We start from the raw sequence: 22,846 nt of genomic DNA on the forward strand, positions 1-22,846 counted from the left end.
AGCGGTCAAGCACAGCTGAAAAATGTTCTCGGGACATGTATAAGGGCTGCGTTGGTGACTAGCGCTCGTGCGGTCACGACGCTAAGGGCGCTGTCATGTCAGAGATCACACCCGAAATCACACCCGAGATCATAGCCACACACGGCCTCAGCACGGCCGAATATGATCGTGTCCTCAATGCTCTGGGGCGCGAGCCCAATCTGGTGGAGCTGGGCATCTTCTCCGTCATGTGGTCAGAGCATTGTTCCTACAAGAGCTCTCGCCTCCATCTCAAGAAGCTGCCAACCGAAGCCCCCTGGGTCATTTGCGGCCCGGGTGAGAATGCCGGCGTGATCGATATTGGAGATGGTCAGGCAGCCATCTTCAAGATGGAAAGCCACAACCACCCATCGTACATTGAACCCTATCAGGGGGCAGCGACTGGTGTGGGCGGAATCTTGCGCGACGTGTTCACCATGGGCGCGCGTCCGGTAGCCAATCTGAATGCGCTGCGCTTTGGCCGCCCTGATCACCCCAAGATGAAGCATCTGGTTCAGGGCGTCGTCTCCGGGATCGGAGGCTACGGGAATTGTGTCGGCGTGCCGACAGTTGGCGGCGAAACCAATTTCGACAAAGCCTATGACGGCAATATCCTCGTCAATGCGATGACAGTTGGCGTGGCCGATCAGGACAAGATTTTCTACAGTGCCGCAACCGGCACGGGTAATCCGATTGTCTATGTGGGCTCCAAGACCGGGCGCGATGGCATCCATGGTGCGACGATGGCCAGTGCCGATTTTGACGATAAATCGGATGAGAAGCGCCCGACCGTTCAGGTTGGCGATCCCTTTACGGAGAAGTTGCTGATCGAAGCCTGTCTGGAACTGATGGCCACCGATGCCATCGTTGCGATTCAGGATATGGGGGCTGCGGGCTTGACCTCTTCCAGTGTCGAAATGGCCTCCAAGGGTGAAGTCGGCATCCGGCTCGACATGAATCAGGTGCCCTGCCGCGAAGAAGGCATGACGCCCTATGAAATGATGCTGTCCGAAAGCCAGGAGCGGATGCTCATGGTGCTCAAACCGGGTAAGGAAGAGATGGCAGCGGAAATATTCCGCAAATGGGAGCTGGACTTCGCGATTATTGGTGAAGTCACCGATACTGGCCGGATGGAGCTGACATTTGATGGCGCCACCGTGTGTGACATCCCGCTGGCGCCGCTTGCCGATGATGCGCCGGAATATGACCGCCCGCACCGGCCGACGCCGCCCGCAGCTCCGCTGACCTACGTTCCGGAGAGCAGCGATGTCGCAGGCGATCTGACCCGGTTGATGGCCAGCGCGAGCCTGGCCTCACGCAGGTGGATCTGGGAGCAATATGATAGCCAGGTCGGCGCCGATACATTGCAGAAATCAGGCGGTGACGCGGCGGTCGTGCGCGTGCACGGTACAAAGAAAGCACTGGCAATGAGCACGGATTGCACGCCGCGCTATTGCTATGCAGACCCTGTCGAAGGCGGCAAACAAGCCATTGCCGAGGCTTATCGCAACATCAGTGCAGTGGGCGCATTGCCCTTGGCTGTGACCAACTGCCTCAATTTCGCCAATCCGGAACGGCCAGAAATCATGGGCCAGTTCGTCGGATGCCTTGAAGGTATGGGCGATGCGTGCCGCGCACTCGATTTCCCGATCGTGTCGGGCAATGTGTCGCTCTACAACGAATCCAAGGCAACAGGTGGCGGTAGCGCCATTTTGCCGACCCCCGCCATCGGCGGCGTCGGGTTGATGGAAGACCACACATTGATGGCAACGATTGCCTTCAAGCAGGACGGCGAATCGATCATTCTGATCGGCGGCGAAAGCGGCCACCTTGGCCAGTCGCTCTATCTCCGCGAATTGCATGGTCTTGAGGATGGTCCCCCTCCCCCGGTCGGGCTGGATCTTGAGCGTAAAGCCGGCGAATTTGTTCGCGCCATGATCAAGCAGGGCAAATTCACTGCAGTGCATGATTGCGCGGATGGTGGCCTGGCCGTGACGCTGGGTGAGATGGCGCTGGCTGGCAATATCGGTGCCGAGATCGCGATGCCGGAAGGGCGCGAATCAGAAGCAGCTTTCTTCTTCGGCGAAGATCAGGCGCGCTATGTGGTGACGACGAACGATCCGGCCGACATCATCGCACAGGCGGAAAGTGCAGGTCTGGCAGCAGTGGCTCTGGGACAGACTGGCGGCGACACGCTGACGTTCCGCAGCAAGGACACAGAAAGCCGCACCAGTATCGACGCGCTGCGTTCTGCACATGAACGGTTTTTTGCGGACTGGATGGCTGGCTAAGGCTTGAGCCAAGCCAGTAGAAAACGTTACAAATAAGGCCGGGTTCTCACCCGGCCTTTTATTATCAGGCAGTTACCCATTCCTTCTCGGGAATTTCCAGCAATTTAAGAATGTCGGTCAGATCACCGCGATCGATCCAGCCATTGGCCGCTTCGCGCGCCTTGGGCTTGGCTTTATAGGCGATGCCATAGGTTGCTGCGCGCAGCATGGGGATGTCATTTGCGCCGTCACCCGTCGCCAGGCTGACTGCGCCATCACCCAGTAAACTCAATTCCTCGCGCAGGACCTTTTCCTTCACCGAACTGTCGGTGATCGGACCGTCCAGCTGCCCTGTCAGCTTGCCATCATGCACCGCCAGACGATTGCCAACAACGCGTTCGAAACCGAGCTGATCCGCCACGCGATCGGCAAAATGGTGGAATCCGCCGGTCACCAGTACAGTCCGGCAGCCTTTTGCCTTCAATGTCGCCACCAGAGTAGCCGCGCCGGACATCGGCTCGATCCGCTCCGCCAGACATTGATCGATGGCGCTTTCTGCCAGACCTTCGAGCAAGCTGACTCGTTCGCGCAGCGCGCTTTCAAAATCGAGCTCACCCTGCATGGCCCGCTCGGTAATATCCGCAATCCGCTCTTTCAAACCCGCAAAATCGGCCAGTTCATCGATGCATTCCTGGCCGATCATCGTCGAATCCATGTCGGACACGAACAAGTCCGGGACGCGAAAATCACGCGTGGCCAGAACCATATTTGACGGGGAGAAATGACTATCCAGCAGCGCTTTGACCTGCGCCTCTTCGCCATGCGGGAGCATGATTTGCAGCACATCGCCGCAGAAATCGAGCATTTGTGCAGAGGCGACCGCTATCCCCTCTTTATCGAGCGCGACAGTCGCGGCGTCGAGATTTGCTGCCAATGTGTTTGAATCTGCTATCAGCCGCGCAATGAGCAAAGCTTTATCTCCTCAATCGGGAAAGGGCGTGACAAATGAGGTCGCGCTCATCGCAGGGCCAACGGCCAGCGGCAAGAGCCATTATGCAGTCGCGCTGGCGCAGCAACTGGCCGCACGCGGACAGGAAGCCGTCATCATCAATGCCGACAGCGCCCAAGTGTATCAGGATCTGCTGATCTTGAGCGCGCGGCCAGATGAAACGGAAATGGCCAGCATACCGCATAAATTGTTCGGGGAATGGGACGGCGCCGTGGCCTGCTCCGCCGCAGATTGGGCGAAAGCGGCCCGCGCCGAAATTTCCGCAGCCCATAGCGCCGGTATCCTGCCCATTCTGGTGGGGGGCACCGGGCTTTATATACGCACTCTTCTGGACGGAATCGCTCCGATCCCTCCCATAGACGACACCATCCGCGATGACATACGCGCCATGCGGGTGGAGGACGCCTATCAGGCCCTTGAACGCGAGGATCCAGAACGTGCCGAGTTCCTCAATCCGGCGGATGCCACACGCGTCAAACGGGCATTGGAAGTGGTTCGCTCCACCGGGCATCCGCTCCTTTATTGGCAGCAACATCGGACAGGCGGGATTGGCGATCATGTTGCGCTGTTTCCACTCATACTCCTGCCGGAGCGTGAGTGGCTCTATTCCCGCTGCAACATGCGTTTAACAGCGATGATGGAAAATGGTGCGATAGCCGAAGTGGAAAGGTTGCTGGACCGCAATCTGTCCCCTGCCCTGCCTGTTATGCGGGCCATTGGCGTACAGGAAATTGCTCGATTTCTTCGTCAGGAGCTTGATTTTGAAGAGTCGCTCTCAGCCGCACAACAAGCGACCAGAAACTACGCCAAACGCCAATATACGTGGTTTCGGCGGCAACCTCCGGCCGATTGGAAAAGGACGGAGGATAATAATTACCCCAATGGACTTGAATTTGAAACATTGTTATTGAGATTGGGGTTGACATGATATATATGTTCTTCTAGCACTCTGATCCAAGTTTTGGGCTTGCCCTGACACGAGTTGGAGAGGAGTGACCCGGCACGAGTAATCGTGTCGGGTCCGTTTTTTAGAAGACCGAGATTGATTCAAAGGAAAGGAATCTAACGTGAGCGAGGAACGCAGCGGTGCTGCGATATTGATCGAAAGCCTGGCAAGGCAGGGTGTCGAACATGTTTTCGGTTATCCCGGCGGAGCCGTACTTCCGATCTATGACGAGCTATTCAATGACCCACGCGTTCGTCATATCCTCGTACGGCATGAAGCCGGCGCGGCGCACGCCGCTGAAGGTTATGCCCGCTCCACCGGCAAGCCCGGCGTCGTACTGGTTACATCCGGCCCCGGCGCCACCAATGCGATTACCGGCATTGCCGACGCGTTTCTGGATTCCATTCCGATGGTTGTCATCACCGGCCAGGTCGCAACCAATCTGATCGGCAGTGACGCCTTTCAGGAAGCCGACACGGTTGGCCTGACGCGGCACTGCACCAAGCATAATTATCTGGTCAAAGACCCGGAAAATCTCGCCGCAGTGATCGAGGAAGCGTTTGAGATCGCCACCACGGGTCGCCCCGGCCCGGTCGTGATCGACATTCCGAAAAATGTTCAGGTCGCCACCGCGATCATGCCCGATGTTTCTCCGCCGCGGACCAAGCGCTACGATCCGCGCATCGTGGCACCGCCGGAAGAAATCGCCGAAGCAGCCGAGATGATCGCGGCGGCCAAAGCACCCGTGTTCTATACCGGCGGCGGGATCATCAATTCCGGCCCGCAGGCGACGACATTCCTGCGCCAGTTGCAGGAAATTACCGGCGCTCCGGTAACCTCCACGCTCATGGGTCTTGGCGCCTTTCCGGCGAGCCATCCTGACTGGCTGGGCATGCTGGGCATGCATGGCACGTTCGAAGCCAATATGGCGATGAATCAGGCGGATCTGATCATCAATGTCGGCGCGCGTTTTGATGATCGCGTCACCGGCCGGCTTGATGCTTTCGCCCCCAATTCCAAGAAGATCCACATCGATATTGATCGCAGTTCGATCAATAAGATCGTCCCGGTTGATCTGGGCGTTGTCGGCGATTGCGCCAGTGTGCTGGAGCAACTTGTTGCTGCGCTTGGTGACACGCAATGCGGTGATCTGACCGAATGGAAAGCGCGCATTTCAGGCTGGAAAGCGCGCGACAGTCTGGCATATCCGCAGACCACCGACGTGATCATGCCGCAATATGCCATTCAGCGGCTGCATCATTTCACCGCTCACCGCGATCCGATCATTACCACCGAAGTCGGCCAGCATCAGATGTGGGCTGCACAATATTACGGTTTTGATGATCCCAATCGCTGGCTGACCTCGGGCGGCCTTGGCACGATGGGCTATGGACTGCCTGCCGCTATCGGTGCTCAGCTGGGTAATCCAGACAGCCTGGTAATCGATATTGCGGGCGAAGCATCGATCCAGATGAATATTCAGGAATTGGGCACCGCGTCGCAATTCCGCCTTCCGGTGAAGGTTTTCATCCTCAACAATGAATATATGGGGATGGTCCGCCAATGGCAGGAACTGACCTATGAAAGCCGCTATTCAAATTCCTATTCCGACAGCCTGCCTGATTTCGTGAAGCTGGCCGAAGCCTATGGCTGGAAAGGCATCCGCATTCATGATCATTCCGAACTGGATGCGGGGATCGAGGCGATGCTGGCGCATGATGGCCCGGTGATCGTCGACTGCCTGGTGTCCAAGGATGCGAATTGCTTCCCCATGATTCCAAGCGGCGCGGCGCATACCGAAATGCTGCTGTATGGCGATAGCCATGCCGGGACCATGGAAGACGAAGCCAAGGCACTCGTGTGAACACCGGTCTGCGCTCTAATTGGGGAAATAGGATGAAGATCCACCATCGCGAATCAGAACGTCACGCATTGGCGCTCATGGTCGACAATGAAGCAGGTATTCTTGCCAAGATTGCCGGCCTGTTCACTGCGCGCGGCTATAATATCGACAGCCTGACCGTGGCCGACATCAGCGAAGACCATGCGATGAGCCGTATCACCATCGTCACCCACGGCCCGCCGCCGGTGATTGACCAGATCATGGCCCAGCTGGAACGGCTGGTGCCGGTTCACCGCGTCGTGGATCTGACCGATGAAGGTCCGCATGTTGAACGGGAACTGGCGCTGGTGAAAGTCGCCGGCAAAGGAGAAAATCGGGTCGAGGCTTTGCGCCTGGCCGATGTTTTCCGCGCCAATGTGGTGGACAGCACCACCGGCAGTTTCGTGTTTGAAATTACCGGATCGCCGGAAAAGGTCGACAGCTTCATTGCGCTGATGCGTGATCTGGGGCTGGCCGAGGTCGGTCGCACCGGCATCGTCGGAATGCTGCGCGGAGCAGATTCCATCTAATCATCATTCGTCGCGCGACGCTCCGGCCTGCACCGTTTCTGGGTCACGGGCGGCGCCGCGCAAATATAGCGTTCCCGGCACGATCCGGGACATTCGGAAAGAAGCGAGGAACATGAAAGTCTATTACGACGCCGATTGCGATCTCAACCTGATCACGGACAAGAATGTTGCCGTCATTGGTTATGGCAGCCAGGGCCACGCCCATGCGCAGAACCTGCGCGACAGCGGCGTGAAGAACGTAGCGATCGCGCTGCGTCCGGGCTCGGCATCGGCCAAGAAGGCTGAAGAAGCCGGCTTCAAGGTGATGAGCAATTCAGACGCGGCCGCATGGGCTGACATTCTGATGATTCTGGCACCTGATGAATATCAGGCCGCCATCTGGGCAAATGACATCAAGGGCAAGATGAAGCCCGGCGCAGCGCTTGCCTTTGCGCATGGCCTGAATGTTCATTTTGGCCTGATCGAGCCGAGCGACGATATCGATGTCATCATGATCGCGCCCAAGGGCCCGGGTCACACGGTTCGCGGCGAATATGTGAAGGGCGGCGGCGTGCCCTGCCTGATCGCCGTTCATCAGGACAAGAGCGGCAACGCGCATGACGTGGCTCTGGCCTATGCCAGCGGCGTTGGCGGCGGTCGCAGTGGCATCATCGAAACCAATTTCAAGGAAGAATGCGAAACCGACCTGTTCGGTGAGCAGGCCGTACTTTGCGGCGGCATTACCCACTTGATCATGGCCGGTTTCGAAACGCTGGTGGAAGCCGGTTATGCTCCCGAAATGGCTTATTTCGAATGTCTGCATGAAACCAAGCTGATCGTTGATCTGCTGTATGAAGGCGGTATCGCCAACATGCGTTATTCGATCTCGAACACTGCCGAATATGGCGATTATCACACCGGTCCGCGTGTCATCACCGATGAAACCAAAGCCGAAATGAAGCGCGTTCTGGAAGATATTCAGGCTGGCCGTTTCGTTCAGCGCTTCATGCTCGACAATGCCATCGGCAATCCGGAAATGAAGGCATCACGCAAACGTCAGGAAGAGCATCCGATCGAAAAGACCGGTGCCCAGCTGCGCGCTATGATGCCCTGGATCACCGCCAACAAGCTGGTGGACAAGGACAAGAACTGATCCACGGTGATCAGAAAAATTTTGAAGGGCGGCGGATCATCCGCCGCCCTTTTTCGTTGTGTCCAGTGAATAGCGCTCATTTTCGGGCGTGTTTCGCATATATGCAAAACAGGAGGCTCTTCGATGCGTAAACTCTCTCTTGCCCTAGTGGCAACTGCAAGTGCTGCAACTTTATCGCTCACCGCTCTGCAGGCGCAGGAAGCCCCGCCTGTTCCCGGCCAGATGGATGTCAGCGAAGTTGCTGCCGGCACCTATAAGGCCGATCCTGCGCATACGATCATTGGCTTTCGCCTCAACCATTTCGGCTTTAATGACTATTTCGGTGTCTTCGGGGCCAGCGAAGGCACTTTGATGCTCGATCCGACCAATCCTTCCTCCGCCAAAGTGGATGTAACCATCCCGATCACGTCCGTTGCCGTTGCGGCAGACGAGCTTAAGGATCACTTGCTGCGCGCAGGCAAGGATGGTGCAGAACCAGACTTTTTCGGTCCCAATCCCACTGCCGCTCGCTTCACATCGACCAATGTCGAAGTCACCGGCCCGACAACGGCCATGATCACCGGCAATCTTACCATGAATGGTATGACCCATCCGGTCCTGATCGCAGCGGAATTCACCGGTGTGGGGACGAATCCGATGAACAAGGCAGAAACCATCGGTTTTGAAGGACGCGCGCAGATCAATCGTTCCGATTACGGCCTTGATTTCGCCCTGCCCTTTGTTTCGGATCAGGTTATTCTCGACATCTCGGCCGCTTTCGAAAAGCAATGAGGAACTGCCTGACAAGTCCAACGGTTTGTCAGATATGGAAGTATCAAATAAAAGTTTGAACATTACGGGCATGCGCCGGCATCTGGCTGGCGCATGCCTTTTTTCTGCCATGGCATTGGCGGCATGCGGCGAGACCCAGCCTGTTGGCGGTCAGGACGATGCCGCCCATGTTGATTCAGAGATCGCGCAAAGCGCGCCCTACCCGGATTATGGCCCAGTCGAGTTGGAAGGTGATCAGGAACTGGCTGGGCCGAATGCCTGCAATCTGGCCCGCGCCGAACGGTTTGTCGGTCAGCTGGCCAATAGCGACACCCGCGCCAGACTGATGAAAGCGGTGGCGCCGCTGCTCAATATCCGCTGGGTTGGCCCCGGAATGGCGACAACGGATGATCTTCGGCCGGACCGGCTTAATGTGCATCTGAATGCAGGGAACACTATAACCCGCGTGACTTGCGGGTAGACAAGACCGGGGCAATTGCCATATGCAGCCCGTCATGACGCACCGCGAACTCCTATCGCTGCTTCGACTTACGCGCCCTTAGGCGTGTTTTTTTGCCTGCGCATGTGACGTAGGCACGCTGCCTAAGGGCTCCTTCAAAATCAGTCGAAATTGTTTCACGGCCCCTTGCCGTGCCGCTCTCATGCGATAAGGCCATCTCATCATGTCGATGCTCAAAAATCCCTCCCGTAAATACCGCCCCTTCCCGCAAATCGATCTGCCGGATCGTCAATGGCCGTCAAAGGTCATCACTCAGCCTCCCCGTTGGCTGTCGACCGATTTGCGCGATGGCAATCAATCGATCATCGACCCGATGGATGCGGTAAAGAAGAAGCGGTTTTTCGATCTGCTGCTGCAAGTAGGCGTAAAGGAAATCGAGGTAGGTTTTCCGAGTGCCGGCAAAACCGAATTCGATTTCATTCGCGGTCTGGTCGATCAGAACGAGATCCCTGAAGATGTGACGGTTCAGGTGCTGACCCAGTCACGCGAGGATCTGATCACACGCAGTTTCGAAAGCCTGACCGGCATTCACGCGGCGATCGTTCATCTCTACAATGCCGTTTCCCCGGCATGGCGCGAAATCGTCTTCAAGATGAGCCGGGAAGAAGTGAAGCAGATCGCCAGCAAGGGCGCAAAAATCCTGCGCGATCAGGCGGCGGCCAATCCCGGTACGCACTGGCAGTTTGAATATTCACCGGAAACCTTCTCAACCGCGGAAATCGATTTCTCGATCGAGGTTTGCGAAGAAGTGATGGATGTTCTTCAGCCCACGCCAGAAAATCCGGTGATCCTGAACCTGCCCGCCACGGTCGAAGCAGCAACGCCGAATATCTATGCGGATCAGATCGAATATTTCTGCCGCAATCTGCCCAACCGGGAAAGTGCGGTAATTTCCCTGCATACCCATAATGACCGCGGAACCGGCGTCGCGGCGGCTGAGCTGGGCCTGATGGCCGGTGCTGACCGCGTCGAAGGCTGCCTGTTCGGCAATGGGGAACGGACTGGCAATTGCTGCCTCGTGACTGTGGCGCTCAATATGTACACGCAAGGGATCGATCCCGGCCTCGACTTTTCCGATATCGACAAGATTATCGAAACGGTCGAATATTGTAACCAGATCCCCGTTCATCAGCGGCACCCCTATGGCGGCGAACTGGTTTTCACGGCCTTTTCGGGCAGCCATCAGGATGCGATCAAGAAAGGCTTCGCCGCTCAGGAAGAGCGCAATGACGAATTGTGGCGCGTGCCCTATCTGCCAATCGACCCCGCCGATCTGGGGCGCAATTACGAAGCGGTGATCCGCGTTAATTCGCAAAGCGGCAAAGGCGGCTTCGCCTGGGTACTGGAGCAGAATCAGGGCCTGAAATTGCCCAAGAAGCTGCAGGCAGATTTTTCGCGCTATGTTCAGAACAAGGCCGATCAACTGAGCCGTGAATTGAATGCCGATGATATCTGGGATGTGTTCCGCGACAGCTATGCAATCGAAGGCGACAACCGGCGTTTTTGCCTGATTGATTACGAAGAAGGCCGCGCCTCCGATGGCACCCGGATCTTCACGGGTATCGTGAAAGTCGACGGTGTCGAACAGCGCATCAGCGGCCGGGGCAAGGGTCTTGTGTCCTCCGTCTTGTCCACGCTGCACGACAATTTCGGCGTTTCGCTTGAAGTGACGGATTATACCGAACACGCCATTGGCGGCGGCGCCGATGCCCGTGCGGTCACATATCTCGAATGCGTGACGCCCGATGGTCGCACAATCTGGGGCGTCGGCATCGATGAAGACGTCGCCACCTCCAGTGTGAGAGCCATTCTGAGCGCTGCCAACGGGCTCATCCGGTTGGCCTGAATAGATTGGGAATGGCGGGCTTGCCGGATAGTTGCGCGGCAAGTTCGCCTTCCATTTCTGCCCACATATGGTCGGCAAACATATCCAGTTCGATAATTGGCGGACTGGAGACTGGTGCAGATGTGTAATTCGGATCCTTGCGATTGAGGCTATTGCGCATGCGGCGGCTGAGCAGCAAACGCCGCAAAGCCCGCTGAATGAGGTCGATCCGATACAGCGCATGGATGCGCGCAGCAGCAAGATTGCTCCGGCGCTCTTTCGCCCAACTTGCTTCAACCATGCTCAGGCGTTCACACACCAGAGTATTGTAATTGGGGTGAGGACCGCGATGCAGGGGTAGTCCCAATTGCCAAGCGCCCTGCTCCAGGCAGGGCAGCAATATGCCGTTTTTTCTGAAATCCGAAAAAGCGCGGCGATTAAATCCAATGCTCTCCAGAAATGGGCCGAAAACGCCATCGACCATCACAGCGCAGGGCAGAATATGATGTTTCTGAAGTGCGGGATTATAATCGGGATTACCGGGAATATTTACATGTCGAAAATGCAGGACGCTTCGGCATACGTCATCCCTATCCTGCATGGCCCCCGCCGGGGTAACCTTCCGCGGCCACGCGGACGAAGAAACCATTGTTTGAAGGTATCAGGAATAAGCGCGGCATATCAGCGAGGCTGGCAAAGGATTTCGCCGTAATCGGCCCATTCTCGATAACCCAATGGATGAGACGCAAAGCGATTTTCTGGCTTGCATCAGGGTAGTTTTGCACCAGCTCTGGCTCTAAGCGAAGCTCCTGCCCGATCAATAGAGCCAGGCCCTGCGTTTGAAAGCCACCATCAGGCATGGTCGCAAAAGCGGTCAGGCCGGCCGCCGGGAACGGTCCTCCCGATAGCCAGACGGTAACAGCCTTGCGATAAAACTGTGCTTCAATCAAACTGCGTGCGCCGTGCCAGGCGACCGCCCGGACATCTTTGAGCCAGGTTAATTTGGCCGCGAGCCCCGCCAGTCCGCGCACGACAGGCGGCATAGCAATCGAACTTTGCAGATGCGGGCTCGGCATCAAAGTGATCGACTTATAGCCCGCAGGATATATCTCCTCGTCAAAGCCGAAACGGTATTGATACTCTGGCGCCTTGTCTGATTCCCCCGGTGCTATTCCGATGATATCGAAGGTCAGCCCATTCATCAGCAGTTCTGCCGATTCGGATGTTGGCCATTCATGCGCGCTGGAATAGCTGATTTCTCCACCAGCATTCTCTGCTCGCTCGGTCACGGCAAAACCGCCGGCATTTTGGGAAAGTCGCTGCAGATCGGAAAAATGCGGACGATTATCGCGATCGAACAACAGGGATACAGCCAGACTTCCTGAATGTCCGCGGGCGAGTGTCATTACAGTTCTGGCTCCAAGTCTCAGCTTCTTTTAGAGCCATCACCCCCCGTTTTGCAAACAGTAGTGATAATAAAACACGAAGATGAGACGTTAGCGCGCAATCTTTTTGGGATCACGAATTCGAGGTTAATTCGGCTCATCGCAGGGTTATCGAGGCGGCGATTCATAGCGTGATCTGGCGCTTTATCCTGCCAAATTCCACAGACTCTCTGAAAAACCGCTCGTTGCCTTTCGCTCCGCGAGAAGCTGGTCTAAGCGCAGACTATGCAGTCTTCTTCTTCGATATTGGGTGTAGAAAAATCTCTGTCCGGCCGGCGCTGGCAATGGCGCGGCGGCAATATGGAGTTTTCCGGCACAATCGGGCTGGAGGAGGATATCGTCACGCAGCTGCTCCTGTCGCGCGGTGTCGATGAGTCTGACCTCGCACGGCATCGAAGCCCCAGCCTGCGCAGCTTCCTGCCTGACCCATCATGTTTCCGCGACATGGATAATGCTGCGAAACGCATCGGCGACAGCATTCTGAAGCGTGAGCACGTCACAATCTATGGTGATTATGATGTGGATGGCGCCACCAGCGCCGCCCTGCTCATCAGGCTGTATCGCATGCTCGGCCACGAGGCGGATTATTACATCCCCGACCGCCTGCTGGAAGGATACGGACCCAGCGGCGAAGCGCTGGTGAGACTGGGCCAGCAAGGGTCCAGTCTGGTGGTGACTGTAGATTGCGGCGCCATGGCCTATGACGCACTGGCCCAGGCGCATCAGGCGGGCGTGGAGGTGATTGTGGTGGACCACCACAAATGCTCAGCCGAACTTCCGCAAGCATTGGCACTCGTTAACCCCAACCGGCTCGATGAAAGTGATCAGGGCGCGGAACATGGACACATGGCAGCCGTGGGCGTCGCCTTCGTGCTCGCAGTCGCGGTGGTACGTTATTTACGGTCTGAGGGGTTCTTTGCTGACAAGAAAGAGCCCGACCTGCTCTCACTCCTTGATCTGGTGGCGCTGGGCACAGTCGCAGATGTCGCTGCAATCAAGGGCCTGAACCGTGCCTTTGTTGCACAAGGCCTAAAAGTCATGAGCAAGCGCGCCAATATCGGCCTGTCCGCGCTGATCGATGCCAGCAGACTGACACGCGCACCAACCTGTTCTGATTGCGGCTTTGCCCTCGGCCCACGCATAAATGCCGGCGGCCGTGTCGGCGAATCCACTCTGGGCGTGCGCCTGCTGACCACCAACGACCCGGAGGAAGCGCGGCAAATCGCAGCCCAGCTCTCTGAGCTGAATGAAGACCGGCGCGCCATTGAGGCGGCCGTGCAGGAGGAAGCCGAAAGCCAGCTTTCGGGTCAACACAACCGCGCGGTTCAGGTTGTCGCCGGCCATGGCTGGCATCCGGGCGTTATCGGAATCGTCGCCGGGCGAATCAAGGAAAAGACAGGAAAGCCTACACTTGTCATCGCGCTCGACACGGAAACGGGACAAGGCAAGGGATCAGGCCGATCGATCAGCGGTGTCGATCTGGGTGCCGCCATCATTGGCGCGAAGGACAGCGGACTGCTGGTGGCTGGGGGCGGACATGCCATGGCGGCCGGACTGACAGTCGAAGAATCGCAGCTCTCGGCCTTGACCGACTGGCTCGAGGAAAGACTCGCCTCGGCAGTTGCAAAAGCTTCCGAAAATATGGCTTTCACGCTTGATCTCTCGCTGGCGCCGGGCGGGCTGAACGCGGATTTGGTCGAAACACTGGATAGCGCCGGGCCCTTTGGCGTGGGCTGGCCGGGACCGAGAATCGCAGTCGGCCCGGTCTATGTGGTGAAAGCGGATATTGTCGGCAAAGATCATCTGCGGGTGATCGCGCGCGGTCATGATGGAGGCTCTTTCAAGGCAATCGCCTTTCGCGCTGCGGAAACGGATATGGGGCAGGCGATTCTGCATGGCAGTGCCGGGCGGCAATTGTGGCTGGCCGGGCGGGCAAAAATTGATGATTGGGGCAAACAGCGTCAGGCGGAATTGCATCTGGAGGATGCAGCCTGGGCAAATTGAACCTTGTGTTACAATTTGGGGTTGACCGCGCGGGATGCCCCCCCTAATTGCACGCCTCGCACCGCGACGGCCCCTTCGTCTAGCGGTCTAGGACGCGGCCCTTTCACGGCTGAAACACGGGTTCGATTCCCGTAGGGGTCACCACGGTGCGTAGAGATTTCAGAATTAACATTCGAAATCTTGGCCCCTTCGTCTAGCGGTTAGGACGCGGCCCTTTCACGGCTGAAACACGGGTTCGATTCCCGTAGGGGTCACCACTCCTCATATTTCAAAAAATGCGAAGTGGTGCTTTCACGCACCGAACCGCAGCTTATGGCAGAGCTTCGTTTACCGAATCTGGCCTGTGATATCTTTTTGAATCATCACATCATGGGCGGCGATATAACGCGCTAACAGCCCCTCTCACTATCCCTTGCAATACCTCACCCCCGCACGGGTTTCATGGTAATTCCTACGCTAAAAATCGCGCCCTCTGCACGCAGCGCGACGGTGCGATCCATTCTGCTGTTTCCAGTGCGGAATGATCGTGCAGAATGAAACAAATTCGGTCTGGCTCCTCTTTAAGCTGGCGCTAATCGCGTAGGGTGCTAAAGGCGCCCCCGCTATGAGCGAAAGCCGACACATACCTTGGGCCGGTATCTTTTTGGCCCTGGCCGCCGGTTTGGGCATGCTGGTTGCTGGCGCGGGCTTCTGGCTTTCCGTGGGCGTAGTGGCCGTATGGATCGGCTCTTTCTGGATTTCCGCCGCACCACCTCAGACGATCCCCGCCCCCATCGACAGTATGAAGCTGACCCGCACGGGAATGCGCAGCCTGATTGAACATTCGGGCCTGCCCTTGCTGCTGCTGGACGGAAGCCGGATCATCATTGCCAATTCGGCGGCACGCGAAGTGCTGGGCCGCCATGTCATCGGACAGGATGCCCGCGTTGCCTTTCGCCATCCTTCGGCAGTCGAGCTGCTTGGCCGTGACAAGGGGGGCAGCGTGACGATCAAGGGGCTCGCTGGGCCACGCAGTATCTGGCAAATGACGCGTCAGCCCGTCGATGGTCGCTATTGGCTGATTGAATTGGTCAATCGGACGGCAGAGGCTGACATCAGCCGCGCCCATACAGATTTCGTCGCCAACGCCAGTCATGAATTGCGAACGCCGCTCGCTTCCATCATCGGCTATATCGAGACGCTCGCCGATGAAGGGGAAGATGTCGACCCTAAGATGGCGGCCAAATTCTATAACACGGTCCTGCGTGAGGCACGGCGGCTGCAGAACCTTGTCGATGATCTCATGTCACTGTCCCGGGTGGAGGCAGAAAAACACGATCAACCCAGTGAAAAATTACTGCTCGGGCCGCTGGTCAAACAGGCCGCCACCGACGGCGCTGGTCCGCGGCGCGCCGAAAGACTGAAATACCTGCCCTCCACCGACAATTTGCCGATCAGGGGCGAGCGTCAGCAATTGGAACAGCTCGTTCGCAATCTGGTCGATAACGGCCTGAAATATGGCTCTGCGGATGGTGTGGTCACCGTTTCGCTATCGCGTGATGAACGTGATATGGCCGTCCTCACTGTCGCCGATCAGGGAGAAGGCATCGCACCGGAACATATTCCGCATCTTACCCGCCGGTTCTATCGCACCGATCCGGGGCGCAGCCGCGCCGCCGGCGGCACTGGTCTTGGCCTCGCGATTGTCAAACATATCGTGGAAAGGCACCGCGGAAAGCTCGACATTACGAGCAAGCAAGGTCAGGGGACCACCATCATTGTCAAGATCCCTACGATTACCGAGTAGAACGCCGCGTTGTCATGACTGTGTCACATATTTTTCACATTGGCGTTTCGACGATCGCCCAGATGCGATAGAAATGACAGGAGACCTCACCATGAAGATAAAAGCCCTTCTCTCGCTCTCGGTAATGACCGGCGCCCTCGCCCTTTCGGCCTGCGGCAGCAATGGCGGTGAGGCTACGCGCAATTCGATCCGCGCCGTTGGTTCTTCCACCGTTTATCCTTTTGCAAAAGCTGTGGCTGAGAATTTCGCCCGCTCGCATCCCGATTTCACCTCTCCCATCATCGAATCGACCGGTACTGGCGGCGGCATGCAGCTGTTTTGTGGCGGTGTTGGTGTAGACACGCCTGATATGGTGAATGCTTCGCGCCGCATGAAGCCGGGTGAACTGGAAAAATGCATCGCCAATGGCGTCGACAATGTGACCGAAATTCAGATTGGTCTCGATGGCATCGCATTCGCTGCGGCAAAGGACGGCATCGATATGAATTTGACGCCGGAACTGGTCTATCGCGCACTCGCTGCCAAGCCTTATGGCGAAGAACAGACGGCGAAGAACTGGTCGGACGTCGATTCCTCCCTGCCCGATCTTCCGATTCTGGTTTATGGCCCGCCTTCTACGTCCGGCACGCGCGATGCGCTCAAGGAACTCATTCTGGAAAAGGGCTGTGAAGCCAATCCGGACATGGAAGCGGTAAAGAGCCGCGATGAAGACGAATATGACCAGATTTGCACCGAAGTCCGGTCCGATGGTTCCTATGTTGATCAGGGCGAGCAGGACAATCTGATCGTTCAGAAGATTGAAGGCAATCCGAATGCGGTTGGCGTATTCGGCTATTCCTATCTGGAAGAAAATGCCGATAAGGTTCGCGGCCTGCGCATGAACGGTGTGGAACCGACCTATGCCAATATCTCAAGCTTTGAATATCCCGGCGCGCGCCCGCTCTTCATTTACGTGAAGGACGCCCATCTTGATGCTATTCCCGGCCTTCGCGAATTCGTTGCTGAGTGGGCCAATTCGTGGAGCAAGGGTGGACCGCTGGCCAAGATTGGTCTGGTGGCAAACCCCGATGACGTCGCCGCAAAGAACGCCGCCGCCGCGAGTGAGTTTCCCTCACTCACTGTCGAAGAACTGAAATAAGGCGCTAATCACTTCATGTCGCCAGCCATTCTGCTTCTGCTTGCGCTCGGGTTAGGTCTAGCCGGTTGGCTGGCCGCCCGTTCGCGTGCCTGGGGTTTCAAGCGTGCCGCACCGCAAGAAAGGCTGGCGGCATTACCGAGCTATTACGGTTGGTATGTCGCGCTTTGGATCGTGGTCCCGGTGCTGGTTTTCGTCGTAATCTGGACGATCATTTCACCGGGACTGATTACGCAATCGGTCCTTGCCACCCCTGCAGCCGATAAGTTGCCCGCCTTCGGAATGCAGCGTCAGACGATGCTGGCCGAAGCAAGGGCGGTGGCGTCGGGCGCGGCTCAAGCGGTGTTCAATCCTGAAGCACGCGCTTTGATTGAACCATATCGCGATGCGCTCAACCGCTATAACGCGATCGGGATTGCGGCCACTCTGATTATCGGATTTCTGGGCGGTGCCTGGGCCTTCATGCGGGTTAAGCCCGATTTCAGGGCTCGGACCCGCGTTGAACGCGTGGTCATGGCCGCATTGCTGCTCGCCTCGCTGGTGGCCATTCTGACCACGCTGGGCATATTTGTCAGTCTGGTGTTTGAAACCATTCGTTTCTTCGGGATGGTCAATCCGCTCGACTTCCTGTTCGGCACCCATTGGGGACCGGACCCGATGAGCAGCGCACAAAACCCCGACCCCACGCGGTATGGCGCGCTGCCTCTGTTCTGGGGCACGATCTTCATCGGCGCGATTATCGCCATGATCGTGGCGATCCCGTTGGGTATGATGAGCGCGATCTATCTGACGCAATATGCCAACCCGCGCTGGCGCAAATGGCTGAAGCCATTGCTCGAAATTCTCGCTGGCGTGCCAACCGTGGTCTATGGCTATTTCGCCGCGCTGACCGTGGCGCCCTTCATCCGCGATCTGGCGATCTCCGTCGGCATATCCAACGCGTCGAGCGAAAGCGCTCTGGCTGCCGGTTTGGTGATGGGTGTGATGATCATTCCCTTCGTCTCCTCGATGGCCGATGATTCGATTGCCGCCGTTCCGCAAAGCATGCGTGATGGCTCTCTCGCCATGGGCGCGACCCATTCAGAAACAATCCGCCGCGTGCTTATCCCGGCCGCCCTGCCCGGCATCGTTGCCGGTGTCATGCTGGCGATCAGCCGGGCAATCGGTGAAACCATGATTGTGGTCATGGCCGCCGGTGCTGCCGCCAATCTGACGGCCAACCCGCTGGAAGCGATGACTACAGTCACCTTCCAGATCGTTGCCATGCTCACAGGCGAAGGCAGCTTCGATCATCCCGCGACGCTCAGCGCTTTTGCGCTTGGCTTTGTTCTTTTCCTCGTCACGCTGGCGCTCAACTTCTTTGCCCTGCGTGTCGTCAAGCGGTTCCGTGAAGCTTATGACTGACGGCCATCTCCCTCCCACCCGCACAGCGGCTTTTGAAGCGCGGCTGAAGAAGCGCTACGCCGCCGAGCGACGTTTCAAACTTGCCGGTCTCGGGGCCATCTTGTTTTCCATTACGGTGCTGGCGGTTCTGCTTGTCACCATGACTGTGAACGGCGTTGGCGGATTCCAGCGCGCAGAATTGGCCGTGCCTGTCGATTTCAGCGATACCCCGCTTGCTCTGGACCCTTCACTCTCGCGCCGTGGCGATAAAATCCAATCACTGGAGCGTCAGGGATTGCCGGATATTATCGAAGCCAATGCCGAGAAGGCGCTGGGGAAAGATGGCGCGGCTGAGATAAGCAGTGATGCCTGGCGCGTCGCCGCCGACGATATCATTGTCAATCCCGGCCTGCTGGAACGCAGCGTAACGCTGAACCTTCCGACCAGCAAATCGCTGGCCTCGGCCTATTCCAGTGATGGACAGGTCGAGTTGCAGCCACTTGCGCAGCGTCTTGCAGCTGAAGGCAAACTCGCCAATCACCTCGACCTCGGATTTTTGAGCCGCGCTGATGCCACCAACCCGCAAATGGTTGGCATATGGGGTGCCCTAAAGGGTTCGATCCTGACAATGATCGTAACCCTCGCCCTGGCCTTTCCGATTGGTGTGCTAGCCGCGCTCTATCTTGAAGAATATGCGCCCAAAAATCGCTGGACCGATCTGATCGAGGTTTCGATCAACAATCTGGCCGCCGTCCCGTCGATCATTTTCGGCCTATTGGGTCTCGCCGTGTTCCTCGGTCTGTTCCCGCATTATCGCTCTGCCCCGCTGATCGGCGGTTTGACGCTCGCCTTGATGACCATGCCGGTGATCGTGATTTCAGGCCGTAATGCAATCAAGGCCGTTCCCCCGTCAATCCGCGATGGTGCTCTGGCCGTTGGTGCCAGCCCGGTTCAGGTCGTGTTTCATCATGTCCTGCCCCTCGCTCTGCCCGGTATCCTGACCGGTACCATCATCGGTATGGCCCGTGCGCTTGGGGAAACCGCGCCTTTGCTGATGATCGGCATGCGTGCTTTCGTGGCGACGCCGCCGGATGGCTTCACATCACCTTCCACGGTCCTCCCGGTGCAGATCTTCCTGTGGTCGGATGAAATTGATCGCGGCTTTGTCGAACGTACTTCTGCCGCTATTATCGTACTTCTAGTATTCCTGCTGGTTATGAATGGCCTCGCCATCTACCTGCGCAACCGTTTCGAGAAAAAGTGGTGACAGAACAGACCGCACAGACAGACGCCAAGATGCGTGCCCGCGACGTTTCCGTTTTCTATGGTGATAAGAAAGCGATCGATGCGGTTTCAATCGATATTCACACCGAATATGTCACCGCTTTCATCGGCCCCTCGGGCTGCGGAAAATCGACTTTCCTGCGCACGCTTAACCGCATGAACGATACGATCTCCAGCGCCCGCGTCGAAGGTCTGATCGAGCTGGAAGACGAAGACATCTATCGCTCCGGCATGGATGTGGTCCAGCTGCGCGCACGGGTGGGCATGGTCTTTCAAAAGCCCAACCCCTTCCCCAAATCGATCTATGAAAACATCGCTTACGGTCCGCGCATTCATGGCTTGGCTGAAGGCAAGGCGGAACTCGATGCTATCGTCGAGAAAAGTCTGCGCCGCGCGGGCTTGTGGGAAGAAGTGAAAGATCGGCTGTCGGATTCAGGGACAGCTTTGTCCGGTGGTCAGCAGCAACGTCTTTGCATCGCACGGGCTATTGCCGTTGATCCGGAAGTTATCCTGATGGACGAACCCTGCTCCGCGCTTGATCCGATCGCGACGGCCAAGATCGAGGAGCTGATTGATGAATTGCGCGGACGATATGCAATCGTCATCGTGACCCATTCAATGCAGCAGGCTGCCCGCGTCTCCCAACGCACCGCCTTTTTCCATCTGGGAAAAATGGTGGAATATGGAGATACATCGGACATTTTCACCAATCCCCGTGAGGAACGGACCAAGGATTATATTACAGGCAGGTACGGTTGATGGCTGAACATACGGTCAAAGCATTCGATGAAGACATCACGCGCCTGCGCGGTCTGATTGCGGAAATGGGTGGTCTTGCTGAAGTTGCGATCAGCGAATCCCTGCAGGCTCTGGTCAATGGTGACGAAGACCTGGCCAAGGAAGTCATCGCCCGCGACAAGAAGCTCGACGCGCTGGAAAGCGAAGTCGATACGCTGGCCGTGCGCGTAATCGCCTTGCGTGCGCCCATGGCTGATGACCTTCGGGAAATCATTGCGGCGCTGAAAATCGCCGGTGTGGTTGAGCGGATTGGCGACTATTCCAAGAATATTGCCCGCCGCACTGGGCAGGTTGGCGGGCGCACCAATTTTGAACCGCTTACCCTGCTGCCTGCGATGGGCGAATTGGCGAGCGAAATGGTTCATGACGTCCTCACCGCTTACGCAGCCCGTGATCCGGTTCTGGCGCGTGAAGTGATTGAACGCGATGAACGCGTCGATGCGTTTTACAACAGCATTTTCCGCAATCTGGTGAGCTACATGGTCGAAAATCCGGCCACAATCAGCACAGCGGCACAGCTGCTCTTTGTCGCCCGCAATATTGAGCGGATCGGCGACCATGCAACGAATGTGGCGGAAATGGTCCATTTCGCAGCAACAGGCTCTTATCCGCCCGATCGGTGATCGCCATGCTACGACTTGTCGTATTCCGGTAACAATTTTGTGGTTAGGCAGTCACACGAAAGGAATTCAACGGTGTCTGCGCCCAAATTACTGCTGGTTGAAGATGATCAGGCCTTGGCCGAACTGCTGGAATATCGGTTCGAGAGCGAAGGCTATAATGTTCGTACAACGTCGGATGGCGATGAAGCTCTGGTGCTGGCATCGGAAGATACGCCGGACCTCGTCATCCTTGACTGGATGATCGAGGGGACGAGCGGCCTGGAAGTCTGCCGCCGCCTGCGGCGTGACAAGGCGACAGCGGCTGTTCCGATCATCATGCTAACCGCCCGCGAGGCGGAGGATGATCGGGTTCGCGGACTGGATACCGGCGCTGACGATTATATCACCAAACCCTTTTCTCCCCGCGAATTACTCGCGCGTGTCTCAGCAGTGCTGCGCCGGGTTCGCCCGGCTCTGGCGGGGGAAAGTCTGGAAGTCGGTGATTTGAAGCTCGATCCTGTCGCCCACCGCGTGGAGCGCCGCGGACAGCAGCTGCAAATCGGACCGACAGAATACCGTCTGCTGAAATTCTTCATGGAACATCCCCGCCGGGTCTTCTCCCGCGGGCAATTGCTCGACGCTGTCTGGGGTACGGGCAGTGAGATCGAAGAGCGCACCGTGGATGTGCATATCCGCCGGCTGCGCAAGGCGATCACTATCGTGAACACGACCGATCCCATCCGCACCGTTCGTTCAGCCGGTTATGCGATGGAACCCGTCTAACCCAATATCCTAGCGACAAAAACTGAACGCCCGGCCTTCCTGATCCAGATGGAAATGGTCGGCATGGGCGTCATTGTAATCCGGTGACAAGACCGTTCCGAACGCGCCGCAGGCAGCATCGCGAATGTGCCTGAGAAACGCGGCTTTTTTGGGCTCATCCGGATTATCCCAATCGCGCAGTACGCTTATCCGCGTGCCGTCTTCCAGCACGAAACCGGCAATATCGATAGCATTGCCGGTGGCATGTTCGCTCCAGCTACCACTCTTCCGCCCATAAATTCGTCGGCAATTATAGGTCCCGAGATGCTCCACACTGGCAACTGGCGACCCCATGATGTCGCGGGCTGCGGGATTAAGGCTGCGCCGCTTCCACAATTCGAAACCGGCAGCGACAGCGCAGCTCATTTGCGGGCGAGCAGGCTGCAAGTTTTGGTCTGACACGACGATCCGGTCAGAACGACGGCACGCTCCCTCTCCCACCGGCTCCAGCGCTTCAAAAGCGATGTTGCTGCGCGTTAGTATCGCGCGACACTCCTGAGGATCATCGCGTAAATCGGCAATCTTGCGCGCTGTTGCCCAGCCTGGCGGATCGTCAAGGCTGAGCGGACTCCACGGATTAAACTGCGGATTATCGATCAGCCACACGCGCCCCGCCATGAAAAGCGCCCCCGTGATCAGGGCGATCAACGCCAGCCTGTCGAAACGAAAATTCTGAAACCAGTGCCCCATGCACCATTCAGCGAA

Annotated in this window: 20 protein-coding genes and 2 tRNA genes; 18 read left to right on the forward strand and 4 right to left on the reverse strand. The window is 57.3% G+C overall.

Annotation, left to right across the window (positions count from 1 at the left end; translation table 11 throughout):
• The first annotated feature begins 95 nt into the window (after positions 1-95).
• The gene (gene purL, locus GRI91_RS02495; RefSeq protein ID WP_160735031.1) at positions 96-2,309 is read left to right on the forward strand and encodes a phosphoribosylformylglycinamidine synthase subunit PurL; all 2,214 of its coding nucleotides are present in this window, start codon (positions 96-98) and stop codon (positions 2,307-2,309) included.
• Positions 2,310-2,373: 64 nt separating this feature from the next.
• On the opposite strand, the gene serB is transcribed toward purL, so the two are convergent.
• Positions 2,374-3,258, reverse strand: coding sequence for a phosphoserine phosphatase SerB (gene serB / locus GRI91_RS02500; RefSeq protein WP_160735032.1), 885 nt, complete (start codon positions 3,256-3,258; stop codon positions 2,374-2,376).
• On the opposite strand from serB, the gene miaA reads away from it, so the two are divergent.
• The 7 genes from miaA to leuA all read left to right on the forward strand — a co-directional run bounded on the left by miaA (position 3,251) and on the right by leuA (position 10,903).
• Positions 3,251-4,225, forward strand: a complete 975-nt coding sequence (miaA, locus tag GRI91_RS02505; RefSeq protein ID WP_160735033.1) for a tRNA (adenosine(37)-N6)-dimethylallyltransferase MiaA — start codon at positions 3,251-3,253, stop codon at positions 4,223-4,225. The genes serB and miaA overlap by 8 nt on opposite strands.
• 139 nt (positions 4,226-4,364) lie before the next feature.
• A complete protein-coding gene (gene ilvB / locus GRI91_RS02510; RefSeq protein ID WP_160735034.1) occupies positions 4,365-6,107 on the forward strand; it encodes a biosynthetic-type acetolactate synthase large subunit in 1,743 nt (580 codons plus the stop codon).
• A 32-nt stretch (positions 6,108-6,139) separates the two neighbouring features.
• Complete coding sequence (ilvN, locus tag GRI91_RS02515) at positions 6,140-6,655, forward strand: acetolactate synthase small subunit (RefSeq protein ID WP_160735035.1); 516 nt, start codon at positions 6,140-6,142, stop codon at positions 6,653-6,655.
• A 91-nt stretch (positions 6,656-6,746) separates the two neighbouring features.
• Positions 6,747-7,787 (forward strand): ketol-acid reductoisomerase, encoded by a 1,041-nt coding sequence (gene ilvC / locus GRI91_RS02520; protein WP_337190310.1) that lies wholly within the window; start codon positions 6,747-6,749, stop codon positions 7,785-7,787.
• A 123-nt stretch (positions 7,788-7,910) separates the two neighbouring features.
• Entirely contained in the window at positions 7,911-8,558 is a 648-nt protein-coding gene (locus GRI91_RS02525) for a YceI family protein (protein WP_160735037.1), read from the forward strand.
• 109 nt (positions 8,559-8,667) lie between these two features.
• Positions 8,668-9,018 (forward strand): I78 family peptidase inhibitor, encoded by a 351-nt coding sequence (locus GRI91_RS02530; RefSeq protein WP_160735038.1) that lies wholly within the window; start codon positions 8,668-8,670, stop codon positions 9,016-9,018.
• A gap of 202 nt (positions 9,019-9,220) precedes the next feature.
• Positions 9,221-10,903, forward strand: coding sequence for a 2-isopropylmalate synthase (gene leuA, locus GRI91_RS02535; RefSeq protein WP_160735039.1), 1,683 nt, complete (start codon positions 9,221-9,223; stop codon positions 10,901-10,903).
• Here the strand turns inward: leuA and GRI91_RS02540 are convergent.
• Together GRI91_RS02540 and GRI91_RS02545 are read right to left on the reverse strand one after the other, a co-directional pair.
• Positions 10,887-11,483, reverse strand: a complete 597-nt coding sequence (locus GRI91_RS02540; protein ID WP_160735040.1) for an AHH domain-containing protein — start codon at positions 11,481-11,483, stop codon at positions 10,887-10,889. The two genes, leuA and GRI91_RS02540, sit on opposite strands and share 17 nt — an antisense overlap.
• Positions 11,473-12,288: a hypothetical protein gene (locus tag GRI91_RS02545; RefSeq protein ID WP_160735041.1), complete on the reverse strand. Its 816-nt coding sequence runs from the start codon at positions 12,286-12,288 to the stop codon at positions 11,473-11,475. The genes GRI91_RS02540 and GRI91_RS02545 overlap by 11 nt, the downstream gene beginning before the upstream one ends.
• Positions 12,289-12,552: 264 nt before the next feature.
• On the opposite strand from GRI91_RS02545, the gene recJ reads away from it, so the two are divergent.
• From recJ to phoB, 10 genes are all read left to right on the forward strand, one after another.
• The gene (gene recJ / locus GRI91_RS02550; protein WP_160735042.1) at positions 12,553-14,331 is read left to right on the forward strand and encodes a single-stranded-DNA-specific exonuclease RecJ; all 1,779 of its coding nucleotides are present in this window, start codon (positions 12,553-12,555) and stop codon (positions 14,329-14,331) included.
• Positions 14,332-14,399: 68 nt separating this feature from the next.
• Positions 14,400-14,475, forward strand: a tRNA-Glu gene (locus tag GRI91_RS02555).
• A gap of 38 nt (positions 14,476-14,513) precedes the next feature.
• Positions 14,514-14,588: transfer RNA gene (locus GRI91_RS02560), tRNA-Glu, on the forward strand.
• Between the two features lie 347 nt (positions 14,589-14,935).
• On the forward strand, positions 14,936-16,117 hold the full coding sequence (locus GRI91_RS02565; RefSeq protein ID WP_160735043.1) for an ATP-binding protein: 1,182 nt from the start codon (positions 14,936-14,938) through the stop codon (positions 16,115-16,117).
• 91 nt (positions 16,118-16,208) lie between these two features.
• Positions 16,209-17,255, forward strand: a complete 1,047-nt coding sequence (locus tag GRI91_RS02570; RefSeq protein WP_202385408.1) for a substrate-binding domain-containing protein — start codon at positions 16,209-16,211, stop codon at positions 17,253-17,255.
• A gap of 15 nt (positions 17,256-17,270) precedes the next feature.
• Positions 17,271-18,656, forward strand: a complete 1,386-nt coding sequence (gene pstC, locus GRI91_RS02575; RefSeq protein ID WP_160735045.1) for a phosphate ABC transporter permease subunit PstC — start codon at positions 17,271-17,273, stop codon at positions 18,654-18,656.
• The gene (pstA, locus tag GRI91_RS02580; protein WP_160735348.1) at positions 18,649-19,902 is read left to right on the forward strand and encodes a phosphate ABC transporter permease PstA; all 1,254 of its coding nucleotides are present in this window, start codon (positions 18,649-18,651) and stop codon (positions 19,900-19,902) included. Before pstC ends, pstA begins: the two co-directional genes overlap by 8 nt.
• A 29-nt stretch (positions 19,903-19,931) precedes the next feature.
• The gene (gene pstB / locus GRI91_RS02585; protein WP_160735347.1) at positions 19,932-20,678 is read left to right on the forward strand and encodes a phosphate ABC transporter ATP-binding protein PstB; all 747 of its coding nucleotides are present in this window, start codon (positions 19,932-19,934) and stop codon (positions 20,676-20,678) included.
• On the forward strand, positions 20,678-21,340 hold the full coding sequence (phoU, locus tag GRI91_RS02590; RefSeq protein WP_202385409.1) for a phosphate signaling complex protein PhoU: 663 nt from the start codon (positions 20,678-20,680) through the stop codon (positions 21,338-21,340). The genes pstB and phoU overlap by 1 nt, the downstream gene beginning before the upstream one ends.
• A 72-nt stretch (positions 21,341-21,412) precedes the next feature.
• Positions 21,413-22,102, forward strand: coding sequence for a phosphate regulon transcriptional regulator PhoB (gene phoB, locus GRI91_RS02595; RefSeq protein WP_160735047.1), 690 nt, complete (start codon positions 21,413-21,415; stop codon positions 22,100-22,102).
• A 9-nt stretch (positions 22,103-22,111) separates the two neighbouring features.
• On the opposite strand, the gene GRI91_RS02600 is transcribed toward phoB, so the two are convergent.
• Positions 22,112-22,831 (reverse strand): extensin-like domain-containing protein, encoded by a 720-nt coding sequence (locus GRI91_RS02600; protein WP_160735048.1) that lies wholly within the window; start codon positions 22,829-22,831, stop codon positions 22,112-22,114.
• Between the last annotated feature and the right edge of the window lie 15 nt (positions 22,832-22,846).

It is taken from the genome of Altericroceibacterium endophyticum (assembly GCF_009827595.1).
GTDB classification, from domain to species: Bacteria; Pseudomonadota; Alphaproteobacteria; order Sphingomonadales; family Sphingomonadaceae; genus Altericroceibacterium; species Altericroceibacterium endophyticum.

Excerpts from the sequence above, each read along its gene's own strand:
- miaA (WP_160735033.1), top strand. The coding sequence starts at position 3,251 with ATGAGCAAAGCTTTATCTCCTCAATCGGGAAAGGGCGTGACAAATGAG.
- GRI91_RS02540 (WP_160735040.1), bottom strand. The coding sequence starts at position 11,483 with ATGCAGGATAGGGATGACGTATGCCGAAGCGTCCTGCATTTTCGACAT.
- pstB (WP_160735347.1), top strand. The coding sequence starts at position 19,932 with ATGCGTGCCCGCGACGTTTCCGTTTTCTATGGTGATAAGAAAGCGATC.
- pstA (WP_160735348.1), top strand. The coding sequence starts at position 18,649 with ATGACTGACGGCCATCTCCCTCCCACCCGCACAGCGGCTTTTGAAGCG.
- GRI91_RS02530 (WP_160735038.1), top strand. The coding sequence starts at position 8,668 with ATGGCATTGGCGGCATGCGGCGAGACCCAGCCTGTTGGCGGTCAGGAC.
- GRI91_RS02565 (WP_160735043.1), top strand. The coding sequence starts at position 14,936 with ATGAGCGAAAGCCGACACATACCTTGGGCCGGTATCTTTTTGGCCCTG.
- phoU (WP_202385409.1), top strand. The coding sequence starts at position 20,678 with ATGGCTGAACATACGGTCAAAGCATTCGATGAAGACATCACGCGCCTG.
- GRI91_RS02525 (WP_160735037.1), top strand. The coding sequence starts at position 7,911 with ATGCGTAAACTCTCTCTTGCCCTAGTGGCAACTGCAAGTGCTGCAACT.
- ilvN (WP_160735035.1), top strand. The coding sequence starts at position 6,140 with ATGAAGATCCACCATCGCGAATCAGAACGTCACGCATTGGCGCTCATG.
- GRI91_RS02545 (WP_160735041.1), bottom strand. The coding sequence starts at position 12,288 with ATGACACTCGCCCGCGGACATTCAGGAAGTCTGGCTGTATCCCTGTTG.
- GRI91_RS02570 (WP_202385408.1), top strand. The coding sequence starts at position 16,209 with ATGAAGATAAAAGCCCTTCTCTCGCTCTCGGTAATGACCGGCGCCCTC.
- recJ (WP_160735042.1), top strand. The coding sequence starts at position 12,553 with ATGCAGTCTTCTTCTTCGATATTGGGTGTAGAAAAATCTCTGTCCGGC.
- purL (WP_160735031.1), top strand. The coding sequence starts at position 96 with ATGTCAGAGATCACACCCGAAATCACACCCGAGATCATAGCCACACAC.
- pstC (WP_160735045.1), top strand. The coding sequence starts at position 17,271 with ATGTCGCCAGCCATTCTGCTTCTGCTTGCGCTCGGGTTAGGTCTAGCC.
- leuA (WP_160735039.1), top strand. The coding sequence starts at position 9,221 with ATGTCGATGCTCAAAAATCCCTCCCGTAAATACCGCCCCTTCCCGCAA.
- GRI91_RS02600 (WP_160735048.1), bottom strand. The coding sequence starts at position 22,831 with ATGGGGCACTGGTTTCAGAATTTTCGTTTCGACAGGCTGGCGTTGATC.